Origin of the sequence: Streptomyces sp. NPDC002785 (genome assembly GCF_040295565.1) — a bacterium.
GTDB lineage: Bacteria > Actinomycetota > Actinomycetes > Streptomycetales > Streptomycetaceae > Streptomyces.
In genome coordinates, this window is the sequence record NZ_JBEOVN010000234.1 from 1 (window position 1) to 10,388 (window position 10,388).

Below are 10,388 nucleotides of genomic sequence, written 5' to 3' on the forward strand. Positions count from 1 at the left end.
GGTGGAGCCATGAATCCCACCGCAAGACCGCACGAGCCCGCACCGTCGAGGACCTCATCGCAGCGTAACCAACCGGCCACCCGACAGGCTCTGAGGCCGGGGGAGGGGCGTGGCCTGCGGGCCGCACCTCTCCCGCCCTGTCGCGCGGTATGTTTTCCCAGTCGTAACCATGGCGACCGCATGCGTGCGCCGGAGCAAGGGCATTGCTGGGGACATGACAACAGACGCCGGCGAGGACAGGCCACCGGCGGCCCTTGTGACGTCTCCTGAAGACGTCGCGACGGGCCCGGTATCCGATACCCGATCGGCGGCCGGGCCTCGGCGGGCTATGCTCAGGGGTGATTCGCCGAGGGCCGTTAGCTCAATTGGCAGAGCAGCGGACTTTTAATCCGTTGGTTGTGGGTTCGAGTCCCACACGGCCTACACCTGACAAGGAGGGGTGAAACCCTCTGACCTGGCAAAACGTAAAGGCCCCCGTTTCGGCGGGGGCCTTTTTGTATCTCTGATGGCCGTTGGCTCGCCCGATGCTCGCCCGAAGTGTCGGCGACGTCTCTCGCACGATCGGGGGGTTGACTTCGCACTGACGGTCGACGCCTGCGCGTGGTCGAGCTACAGCAGGCAGGGGGCGTCGGGAGGAAGCGCTTGCCCCTGATTCCGTCGCAGCCGTCCGGCTCCTGAGGGGCCGTTGGCTCCTCCCGGGCGGGTGTGGTCGGCGGGGTGCTCCTGGCGAAACGCAGAGACCCCCGTGTCGGCGGGGGCCTTTCTGCTTTCTCGGGATCATCGGCTCGGCCGAAGTATCGGCGCAACTTTCGGCCTGAACGGGGGCTTCGCGGACTAGTTCTGTGTGACCGTGACGTCACGGGTGTCGATGTGCCACCCCATCGGTACGCGCCAGGAGTCCACACAGAGGGTCCAGGTGCCCTCTACGTGGCCGCCGGCCGGGACGGGTGCGGGCAGCTCACGTGTCTGCGTGATCGTGACCCAGTCGCCGCCGAGCGGGCCGAGGATGTGCGTCCCGAAGCGAAGCGTCCCCGATGTCGCCGTGGTGCCGCCGGTGTTACGGATGTCTACGGTCACGTTCTCGCACCATCGTTCTTCCGTGTCTGTGAGCCGAGGTGTCCCGACCGCGAGGACGGCGGGCTCGGGCGACTTGGTGGGCTCAGGGGGCTTGGTGGGCTCAAGGGGTTTCGTGGGCTCAGGGGGCTTGGTGGGCCCCGGACTGCCCGGCCCCTCCGGTGTCCCCGTGGAAGGCTCTTCCGGCTGGCCGGTGGCTGGCGTTGAAGGCCCGCCCGTTCCCTCCTCGGCGCCGCTGCCCCCGCTGGTACCCCCGCCGCTACTCCCCTCACTCGCAGGGGCGTGGCCACTGGTGCTCGGCTCCGGCGTCACCTCGGCGCCGGCGTGTTTTTCCTGCCCGCCGGTCATGAGGTCTGCAGCGCCGTCTGCCGAGGGAGCGCTACCGCTCCCCGTATCGCGTGCGGCGTGCCCCCCGGGGGCACGGGTGTCCCTGCCCGGGGTGCCGGAGGTGCCGGCCTCGTTGCGGTCCGGGGCGGCGGCGGGGTCGCCTTCGTCAGCGGAGCCTCCTCCGGCATGGGCCTGGCCGCCGCCCGCGCCTTCGCCGAATCGGGTGCCTCCGTCACCCTGGCCGACATCAACGAAGCCGCCGTGACGGCCGCCGCAAAGCAGCTCACCGACGAAGGCCACCAGGCCCTTGCGGTCGTCTGCGACGTCACCGACGAGGACCAGGTCGCCGCCGCCGTCGACAGCACCGTCGAAACCTTCGGCCGTCTCGACATGGCCTACACCAACGCCTGCATTCAGATCCCGCCCACCGACGCAGCAGAGGAAAGCGCCGAGCAGTTCGACCATGTCAACGCCATCAACCTGCACGGCATTTGGGCATCCATGAAGCACGAGCTGCGCCACATGCGAGCCCAGGGTAGCGGCGCCATCGTCAACTGCTCCTCCCTCGGCGGCCTCGTCGGCATCCCCGGCCTCGCCTCTTACCACGCCACCAAGCACGGCGTGATCGGCCTGACCGGCAGCGCCGCCCTCGAATACGCTCCGCGCGGCATCCGTATCAACGCGATCCGCCCCGGCACCATCGACACCCCCATGGTCAGCGACGTGATCGTCAGAGGGGAACTCGACCGCGCCGAAGCCGAAGCAGGCCAGCCCATCAACCGGCTCGGCACCGCAGAGGAGATCGCCCAGGCCGTCCTGTGGCTGTGCAGCCCCGGAGCCAGCTTCGTCATCGGCGTCGCCCTCCCCGTCGACGCCGGCTACGTCGCTCAGTAACCACCCAGCCGCCTGCTGATGCGAATACCGTCCTACCGGAGCAGCTTCGCGGTGCGCTCGGGATGGGCGGCGGTGACGTAACGCATAGCGGTCTGCTCGGTGATGCCACTCAGGCCCATCAGCCCATCAGCCTGAGCGGGGCGGCGCTTTCAGACATCTCTGTCCTTCCTTCTTCCCTAAGGGCTGCGTGTAAGTGCGGAAGCCAGGAAGAAGGAACGCAGGGGGCCGCGGCGTCGTACCACTGCTTGGTCTGATCGGACGGCTGGTGACTAAAATCGTGTCTCATGTCGAAGCCTGACGAACTGCTTGTTGAGGTCGCTGCTCTGGTGGAGTCCGGGCACAGCAATCAGATGTCTCTGACCGTGGTCGCCTGTGGTGCTGTCATCACGGGGCGGCTGGCTCCCGAAGCCGTCTGGAGGCAGCGAGTGTCGGAGGTTTTGGCGGACTCCGCCCTCCTGAGCGATTTCTCCGCCGTGTTCACCGCTGCGACGCGCGGGGAGGGGCCGCCCACGCATCTGCACTTCCATGTGGCGCGGATTCTGCAGGGCGCGGTGGGTATCCCGGAGACGGGCGGGATGTACCGCGTGGCGATCGAGGACGTCAGCGCCTGGACCGTCGGCGACTTCAGCTACTCCGACCACTGACCGACTGTCGCGCCGGGAATGCCCTGGTATGCGGTGAGGGTCCGACCGGTGTACTCCGGTCGGACCCTCACCTCTGCTTTGCTGGCGGCGCGCCTGCCCGTCGGTCAGGCTGCTGCGGGGGCGCCGAGCATCGCGGAAGCCTCTTGCACCGGGGTGAGATCGCGCGTGGGCGCGGCGGCCTGGGGAAGGCCGCGGCAGGTGAAGCCGAGCTGGGTCATCGCTCGCAGGACTTCGCCAGCGCTGAAGTCACGGCGGTCCTGACGTGTGATGACCTGCCCGACCTGCTTGACGGGGTAGGTGCGGCGGCCGATGGTCACGGACTCGCCGGAAGCCTGCTCGGGCTTGACACCTTTCATTGACTCCAGGACGCCGCTCTTGGTGATATCGAACGGGAAGCGGGCGATGACACAGCGCATGATGCCTCACAGGGAGAGGATCGAAGGGGGATGGTTCTGCCGGTGGTTGAGGCGGTTCAGCGGGCAAGGGCGAGGACGCCCAGAGCGATGCCGTGTTCGTCGACCCCTTGGCCACCGAGGATGTCGCGCAGCTGGATCCGGTCTGTGTACGCGGAGTTGTCACGGGCCGCGGTGAGCTGGGCCTGGGTGACCAGTTGGGTGCACAGGCCGTCGTTGTCGCAGACGAGGAGGTGCCCGGTGCGGGCGCTGGCCATGAGGGACAGGGCGACCTCGACGGTCATGTCGTCGCAGACCTGCGGTGCGCCGGTGTCCATGGCGTCGGCCGCCGTCCCGCGCACGGGGGTGGCACTCATCGAGCGGGACTGCATCTGAACCAGCGTCAAAAGGTGCCTCCTGCAGTGGTGGGCCAGTTTCCTGATCACGAAGTTTCTAGGCCGCCGCGCCGAAGGAGGTCTGCCGCGCTGTCATGCGTCGGGCAGCCGAAGCGGGGCTGCGCCGGCCGCGTGAGGACGCGCTGCGCTTGCGTCGCTCGGTGACCGGCGCGGTGATCGTCACGGGGATGCCGGAGGGGGCTTGGGCGCCGGTGATCCGGCTGAGTGCCGCTTCGCCGGAGCGGACCTGGGTGGTCTGGGGCACGATGCCGGCCGCTGTCATGAGGCGGGTCATGTCCCGGCGCTGGTTGGGGGTGACCAGGGTGACGACGCTGCCGGACTCCCCGGCCCGCGCGGTGCGGCCGCCGCGGTGGAGGTAGTCCTTGTGGTCGGTCGGCGGGTCGATATTGACGACCAGGTCGAGGTCGTCGACGTGGATGCCGCGGGCGGCGACGTTCGTGGCCACGAGCACGGTGACGTGCCCGGTCTTGAACTGGGCCAGGGTCCGGGTGCGCTGGGGCTGCGACTTCCCGCCGTGCAGGGCGGCGGCCCGCACCCCGCTGTTCAGCAGGTCTTGCGTCAGCCGGTCGACGGCGTGCTTGGTGTCCAGGAACATGATCACCCGACCTTCGCGCGCCGCGATCTCGGTGGTCGTCCGGTGCTTGTCGGCGCCGTGGACGTGCAGCACGTGGTGCTCCATCGTGGTGACCGCGCCCGCGGACGGGTCGACGGAGTGGACGACGGGGTCGGTGAGGTAGCGGCGGACCAGGCGGTCGACGTTGCGGTCGAGGGTGGCGGAGAACAGCATCCGCTGGCCCTCGGGGCGTACCTGGTCCAGGAGTGCGGTGACCTGGGGCATGAATCCCATGTCGGCCATCTGGTCGGCCTCGTCCAGGACGGTGATCGAGACTTGGTTCAGTCGGCAGTCGCCGCGGTCGATGAGGTCCTTGAGGCGGCCCGGCGTCGCAACGACGACCTCGGCGCCGCCCCGCAGCATATTGGCCTGCCTGCCGATCGACATTCCGCCGACGACAGTGGCAAGCCGCAGCTTCACCGAGCGGGCGTAGGGGGTGAGTGCGTCGGTCACCTGCTGGGCAAGTTCACGCGTCGGCACGAGGACCAGGGCCAGCGGCTGGCGCGGCTCGGCGCGCTGCCCGGCGGTACGGGCCAGCAGGGCCAGGCCGAAGGCGAGGGTCTTGCCGGAGCCGGTGCGCCCGCGTCCCAGGGCGTCGCGGCCCGCGAGGGTGTTGGGCAGGGTCGCACCCTGGATCGGGAACGGGACGCTCACGCCTTGCGCCGTCAGGGTGGCCAGCAGTTGCTTGGACATGTCGAGGTCGGCGAACGCCTCGACCGCGGGCAGCGCGGGAGTGATCGTCTTCGGCAGGGCGAACTCGCCCTGGACCGCGGCGGGCCGCCGGCCGTGGCCGCCCGAGCGGCCCGGAGTGCCGGAACGGGTCGGGGCGGGCGAGCCGAAGCGGGCGCCCCGCCTCGAACCGGCGCCGGACCCGAAAGCGGGGCCCTCGGTCCGGCGGGGGCGGGAGGAAGGGCCGTTCGTACGTGTGGGGTTCATTCAGAACCTTCCTTGATGCGGCGCGCATCAAGGAATTCCCGCAGCGAAAGAGCAGTGCGGGGAATCACGAGAACGAACCGAATGGAATGCGAAAAGAAATATGGCGTGCAATGAATCTGGTGCGGGACGCAAGCCATAAAAGAGGTGACGTCATGGGGACGTGAAATCCCGGACGTCGACTGGTACAGCTCCGAAAAGCCGCGCATTTTTGAGGATGGGGCTGCGGGCGGCGTTACCCCACAGGTGACACCACTGTGGGAAAGGTCCGTAGCTGGGGCCCGCACCCCGAGGGGTGAGGATACGGGCCCCAGCTACGAAGTCCGCGCCAGCGTCAGGCGGGAACGATGTTCTCGGCCGTAGGGCCCTTCTGGCCCGGCGCGATGTCGAAGGTGACCTTCTGGCCTTCGAGCAGCTCACGGAAGCCTTGGGCGGCGATGTTCGAGAAGTGGGCGAACACGTCGTCGCCCCCGCCGTCCTGCTCGATGAAGCCGAAACCCTTGGCCGCGTTGAACCACTTCACGGTGCCTGACGCCACGTCGTATCTCCTTTGGGGCAGTACGCCGGGACCCGCGATGCGCGGATACCGGGTCGCCGCAATGATGCCCCGTCCGGAAAAAGACCGGCAATACAAAAAGCTTCCAGTGGCCAGGGAATTCCAGCGAAGGAGCTTGAAGGTTTTGGGTACCACAACTGCAACTGGGATCGACAGTAGCATGAGGTAGTGGCCCGTGTACGGTAAATAACTCCACTCCGCTGGTTGCCATAAAAACACTCCCGGCACTGCGCGCTAAACCCTCATCTCGCGGTCGTAGATATTGCCCCACCCGGAGCGTAGCGTTTCAGGAAAATCGGGCGCTGTTCGCGACCCGGAGGGCACAACTATTCCGGTGGCGCCGTCTCGCGCGGCATGGCCCGTAGCCGGTCTCGCCACAGGTCGGGGGCGCGGTCAGTAGATGGCCAGGAAGATGGCGATGTAGTGCGCGGTGAAGGCTGCCACGGTCAGCGCGTGGAAAACCTCGTGGAAGCCGAACCAGCGGGGTGAGGGGTCGGGGCGCTTCAGGGCGTAGACGACTGCGCCCGCGCTGTAGAGGAGACCGCCGGCCACGATCAGGGTGAGTACGGCCGCTCCGCCGGTATGCAGGAAGTCGGGCAGGTAGCGCACCGGTGCCCACCCCAGGGCCAGGTAGCACGGGGTGTACAACCAGCGCGGAGCTCCGACCCACAGGACCCGGAACGCGATGCCGGCCAATGCGCCCGTCCATACGATCCACAGCAGCATGGACCTCTGGTCCGGCGGCAGGAGAAGCACGGCCAGGGGGGTGCAGGTGCCGGCGATGATCAGGAAAATGTTGGCGTGGTCCAGACGTCGCAGAAGAGCCTCGCCGAGCGGCTCCCAGGTGCCGCGGTGGTAGATGGCGCTCGTTGCGAACAGCAGCCAGGCGGTGACCGCGTACACGGCGCAGGCCCAGGCCACCTGCGGGGTGCGAGCCAGGCAGATGAGTACGATGCCTGCGATCAGTGCGGTGGGGACCATTCCGGCATGGAGCCAGCCACGCAACCTCGGCTTGATCGGTTCTGCCAGGTCGGCCGCCTGCTCCACCAGAGCGGCAACCGAGTGACCATTTTCTCCTGCACCGTCACATTGTGGCCCGGGGGACAGCCCGACTTCGCGGTGTTCTCCACACTCTGAGGCGACGTGGACACATTCGACCTCAGCGGCGTCACGGGACATGGCTTCCCGTCCTCCCCCGGACTCCTGGGCGTCACTGGCAATCATGCGCTCATGCTAGGAGACCTCACAGGACAGCCTTTTCAAGAGGGCGGCCTGAAATCCAGGCCCAAGTCGCCGGGCCTGGGCTGTTTCTCCGCCGTGTGGACTCCGGCCCCCTTGGTCCCGCCGATTGGGCCCCGAGGCTGAGTAGATCGGCCGATGGTGGGAACGATCAGGGCTTCCGAACGGGCATCTCCGCTCGCCTACCCGCAAGGATCGCCGATGCTTCCTGAAGTCCGCCCCCACGTATCCGCCCCCCTCACAGACCAGTTGGAACTCCAGTTGGGTCTGGCTCCAGACCTCGAAGCCAGCCATCTCGATGTGGAGCGCGTCGCCGGCATCGCAGTCGTCGCAGCTGCTCACTCCGGTGGCTACGCGGCCATCGGTCATCTCCTCGGGCTGCTTGCCGCGCTCCCTGCTCCCACCGAGGCAGGTGAGCACTTCTGGTCGGACCTGTGGAGGTCCTCGGGCACCGCCTACCTGCTACCCGCCAACATCAAGGCTGAGGTGCTGCAATCCCTGGCAGGCGAGGGGACCGCCTTGGCCCGACAGATCCTCTCGGCTGTCGATGAGATGACCCCGCCCCAACGCGTCGCGGCCGGGGAGGTGATCGGTCAAGCCCTCGCCGAGTCCGATCATCTTCCCGACCTCAAGACACAGGTCATCGGAGAACTATGGCTCCGAGATCTCGAACTCACCGCCTGGCACGTCCTGCACGCCGACGGCAGGTCGGACGATCCCGCTGGACGGAAAGCCTTCCTCGAAGCCTGGACGAGTGTCTGAACGCCTCTTCCGCCGACCTGCGCGATGAAGCTGAAGCTCTTCTCCGCGTTGAACCACTGCACAGTTCCCGTAGCCATGTCTCATGCTGTCCAGCCGATGTACGCCTCCCGCAACGTGCGGGAGGCACAGGCGATCGCCTCCATTCCTGTGGCACGGCACAGCAGAACGCCCACGCCGTAGACGTGGGCGAAGGGGACCTTCCAACCCATGACAGCCAGCGCGGACGGTACATGTCCGCACCCTGCCACCATGGGAGATGACCCTGCCTCACACCCTGACACGTGTGTGCGGGAACCCGCCGGCGCCGGTAACCGGCGGGCGAACTGCCTCAAGCCACGGGTGGTCCCGCCGCTTCGGCGGCGCTGCGATATTCGGCGTTGATGCGCTGGGCTTCTTCGAGCTGGTCTTCAAGGATGACGATGCGGCAGGCGGCGTCGATGGGGGTGCCCTGGTCGACGAGCTCCCGGGCGCGGGCGGCGATGCGTAGCTGGTAGCGGGAGTAGCGGCGATGGCCGCCCTCGGAGCGGAGCGGGGTGATCAGGCGGGCTTCGCCGATAGCGCGGAGGAAGCCCTGGGTGGCGCCGATCATCGCAGCGGCCCGGCCCATCGTGTAGGCGGGATAGTCGTCATCCTCGAGACGGTCGTACGAGTCGTCTGCTGTCATTGCACCTCTCTGTGGAACGCGTGGAGGGGCCCTGGCGCCATATGGCACCAGGGCCCCGAAGGAACTGCTACACCATCTGCCGACCCTGGTACTGCGTCGGCCTTCTGTTTCCGCTGACCCGACCTGGAAGTTGTCGGGGGTGCGGGGATCGCGGTTGCTTGACCGGAGACCACCTCACTATCGATGTCCTGCGGTACCCAGGCTCAAGACTCCGTCCTGGGCGATCCTGATGATGCTCGGCTCCTCCGTTCTTTCCCTCTGATCTTGCTGAGCGGGAACTGCGTACTGCCGGTACTGCCTACTGCTGATACTGCGAACTGCACTTGCCGTACTGCTGACGGCGGCCCCTGACCACTGCGGGCCACCCGGTCCGGTCGTCAGTCCCGTCGCCGTCCTGCAACAAACCCTGGCTTCGGAACTCCACCACCGCACCGTCCTGCAACTGCACTTGCGGGTACTGCTGCCCGGCAGTTCATCTCTGCCGGGCCTTGCTCGATCTCGGCTACGAGAGAAACCATAACCAGCTCACCACCCAATGTCTACTCCAGCCGACATAGATTTTCGTTCGCCAGGAAGAGAGATGGTCGACCTCGGCCCCCTAAGTGGCGCGCGACGGCTCCACGCCGGCCGGGAAACACCTGCGCCGAGCAGCGCCGATACGCAGCCTGGTCGCCGTGAACACCGCCGCTTCCCCGTCCGACTGCGTGGATGTTCGGCCGGACACGTTCCACAGCCGGGGGCTGTGTGCGGTTGACGCGCGCAGGCCGGGGCACAAGCACCGGACAGACAGGGCCGGGCATTGACGATCCAGAGACCAGGGTGACCTGATGGACACGATGAACGTCGACGTCACAACCGCCCGCTCCGCCGCGTCGGTCGCTGGCGCGCGCGAGAGCGCCCGGGGCTTCCTCGACGGCCTCGTGCACCCGGTCACAGCGGAGGATGCCGACACCGTGGTCCTGGTGGTCTCGGAACTCGTCACCAACGCGCTGCGCCACGAATTTCCTGAACCGCCACGCGATCTCTTCCCGCGCCTCGGTGCATGGGGCACGTCGCGGTCGCCCGCTTCAGCAGCCGCTCCCGCCGCAGCCGGCGTTGACGTTCGCCTCGGCAGAGGGGTCTTGGGTAGCCGGTCCTCGATGAGATCAAGAAGCGCGTCGAGGCCCTGATCTCCGAGATCGACCTCGTGTAGCCGCAGGCCGTAACGCCTGGGAGTCATTTGGGAGCCGACTCACTCCCCAAGCCCTCATGAGACCACGCCATACCAGCTCACACCAACGCCCTGACCTGGGGAAATATCATCGACGCTGGTGGCGATCTTCGTCGAACCTCATTTGGGACAAAGAGGCCGCTGGTTCAAACTCGAACCCGCCACGGCCGACTGCTGTCTGCTCTTGACCGGCAAGGCTCCGGCCGCGCTGCGATCTCAGTTCTGGTCCCATCCACCGGCGTCCGGGATCGTTGAGGAACCCACCTGTCCACCTCTCCGCTCCAGGCCGGCACGCCCACCGACCCACCTCGGATCCCTGATGTTGGCTCGGCCGTCTTCAATGGGCCTGGATGCGTGAGCGATGCGTGAGCGGACGTGCTGACATGGCGCAGACAACCTTGGACCGGCCAGCATGTGACATGCCTCTGACTAGGCATTTCTGGACCAGTGCGGAAGCTGACGGAAGTCCCGGCAGGATCCTGCCGGGACTTTTAATCCGTTGGTTGTGGGTTCGAGTCCCACACGGCCTACCGCCAGCAGCGAGGGAAAACCCCCTCTGACCTGCTGCTTAGTACTGCAACCGCATGTGGGGGTCATGGCCTCGGCGTTGGTAGTGGCAGCGGCGGGCTCGGGCTTGGCTGCGGCGTCGGAAGTGTGACCAGCG

The 10,388-nt window shown here is 67.2% G+C and carries 12 protein-coding genes and 1 tRNA gene; 5 read left to right on the plus strand and 8 right to left on the minus strand.

The annotated features are described in order from the left end of the window. Positions 1-350 precede the first annotated feature (350 nt). A tRNA-Lys gene (locus ABTZ94_RS33055) sits at positions 351-423 on the plus strand. A gap of 411 nt (positions 424-834) precedes the next feature. Here the strand turns inward: ABTZ94_RS33055 and ABTZ94_RS33060 are convergent. Beyond that, complete coding sequence (locus tag ABTZ94_RS33060) at positions 835-1,077, minus strand: hypothetical protein (RefSeq protein WP_351206407.1); 243 nt, start codon at positions 1,075-1,077, stop codon at positions 835-837. Between the two features lie 402 nt (positions 1,078-1,479). Here ABTZ94_RS33060 and ABTZ94_RS33065 point away from each other — a divergent pair, with 402 nt between their 5' ends. Further along, positions 1,480-2,295, plus strand: a complete 816-nt coding sequence (locus ABTZ94_RS33065; RefSeq protein WP_351206409.1) for an SDR family NAD(P)-dependent oxidoreductase — start codon at positions 1,480-1,482, stop codon at positions 2,293-2,295. 284 nt (positions 2,296-2,579) lie between these two features. After that, the gene (locus ABTZ94_RS33070; RefSeq protein ID WP_351206411.1) at positions 2,580-2,939 is read left to right on the plus strand and encodes a hypothetical protein; all 360 of its coding nucleotides are present in this window, start codon (positions 2,580-2,582) and stop codon (positions 2,937-2,939) included. 104 nt (positions 2,940-3,043) lie between these two features. On the opposite strand, the gene ABTZ94_RS33075 is transcribed toward ABTZ94_RS33070, so the two are convergent. The 5 genes from ABTZ94_RS33075 to trhA form a co-directional block, all read right to left on the minus strand. After that, a complete protein-coding gene (locus ABTZ94_RS33075; protein WP_351206413.1) occupies positions 3,044-3,355 on the minus strand; it encodes an SCO5918 family protein in 312 nt (103 codons plus the stop codon). A 56-nt stretch (positions 3,356-3,411) separates the two neighbouring features. Next, positions 3,412-3,738 carry a CBS domain-containing protein gene (locus ABTZ94_RS33080; RefSeq protein WP_351206415.1) on the minus strand — a complete coding sequence of 109 codons (327 nt, stop codon included), beginning with the start codon at positions 3,736-3,738 and terminating at the stop codon, positions 3,412-3,414. A gap of 46 nt (positions 3,739-3,784) precedes the next feature. Then, positions 3,785-5,296: a DEAD/DEAH box helicase gene (locus tag ABTZ94_RS33085; RefSeq protein ID WP_351206417.1), complete on the minus strand. Its 1,512-nt coding sequence runs from the start codon at positions 5,294-5,296 to the stop codon at positions 3,785-3,787. Between the two features lie 331 nt (positions 5,297-5,627). Continuing rightward, positions 5,628-5,831: a cold-shock protein gene (locus ABTZ94_RS33090; RefSeq protein ID WP_351206419.1), complete on the minus strand. Its 204-nt coding sequence runs from the start codon at positions 5,829-5,831 to the stop codon at positions 5,628-5,630. 411 nt (positions 5,832-6,242) lie between these two features. Then, positions 6,243-7,028 carry a PAQR family membrane homeostasis protein TrhA gene (trhA, locus tag ABTZ94_RS33095; RefSeq protein ID WP_351206429.1) on the minus strand — a complete coding sequence of 262 codons (786 nt, stop codon included), beginning with the start codon at positions 7,026-7,028 and terminating at the stop codon, positions 6,243-6,245. 261 nt (positions 7,029-7,289) lie between these two features. On the opposite strand from trhA, the gene ABTZ94_RS33100 reads away from it, so the two are divergent. Continuing rightward, complete coding sequence (locus tag ABTZ94_RS33100; protein ID WP_351206421.1) at positions 7,290-7,850, plus strand: hypothetical protein; 561 nt, start codon at positions 7,290-7,292, stop codon at positions 7,848-7,850. An 80-nt stretch (positions 7,851-7,930) separates the two neighbouring features. Here ABTZ94_RS33100 and ABTZ94_RS33105 read toward each other — a convergent pair whose 3' ends face one another. Then, complete coding sequence (locus ABTZ94_RS33105) at positions 7,931-8,059, minus strand: hypothetical protein (protein WP_351206423.1); 129 nt, start codon at positions 8,057-8,059, stop codon at positions 7,931-7,933. Between the two features lie 119 nt (positions 8,060-8,178). Then, a complete protein-coding gene (locus tag ABTZ94_RS33110; protein WP_351206425.1) occupies positions 8,179-8,514 on the minus strand; it encodes a MerR family transcriptional regulator in 336 nt (111 codons plus the stop codon). 827 nt (positions 8,515-9,341) lie between these two features. Between ABTZ94_RS33110 and ABTZ94_RS33115 the strand changes: the two genes are divergently transcribed. Further along, entirely contained in the window at positions 9,342-9,683 is a 342-nt protein-coding gene (locus ABTZ94_RS33115; protein ID WP_351206427.1) for an ATP-binding protein, read from the plus strand. The last annotated feature ends 705 nt before the right edge of the window (positions 9,684-10,388 follow it).

Coding starts and splice junctions, on each gene's coding strand:
- ABTZ94_RS33070 (WP_351206411.1), top strand. CDS start 2,580: ATGTCGAAGCCTGACGAACTGCTTGTTGAGGTCGCTGCTCTGGTGGAG.
- ABTZ94_RS33075 (WP_351206413.1), bottom strand. CDS start 3,355: ATGCGCTGTGTCATCGCCCGCTTCCCGTTCGATATCACCAAGAGCGGC.
- ABTZ94_RS33085 (WP_351206417.1), bottom strand. CDS start 5,296: ATGAACCCCACACGTACGAACGGCCCTTCCTCCCGCCCCCGCCGGACC.
- trhA (WP_351206429.1), bottom strand. CDS start 7,028: ATGTCCCGTGACGCCGCTGAGGTCGAATGTGTCCACGTCGCCTCAGAG.
- ABTZ94_RS33100 (WP_351206421.1), top strand. CDS start 7,290: ATGCTTCCTGAAGTCCGCCCCCACGTATCCGCCCCCCTCACAGACCAG.
- ABTZ94_RS33105 (WP_351206423.1), bottom strand. CDS start 8,059: ATGGGTTGGAAGGTCCCCTTCGCCCACGTCTACGGCGTGGGCGTTCTG.
- ABTZ94_RS33110 (WP_351206425.1), bottom strand. CDS start 8,514: ATGACAGCAGACGACTCGTACGACCGTCTCGAGGATGACGACTATCCC.
- ABTZ94_RS33115 (WP_351206427.1), top strand. CDS start 9,342: ATGGACACGATGAACGTCGACGTCACAACCGCCCGCTCCGCCGCGTCG.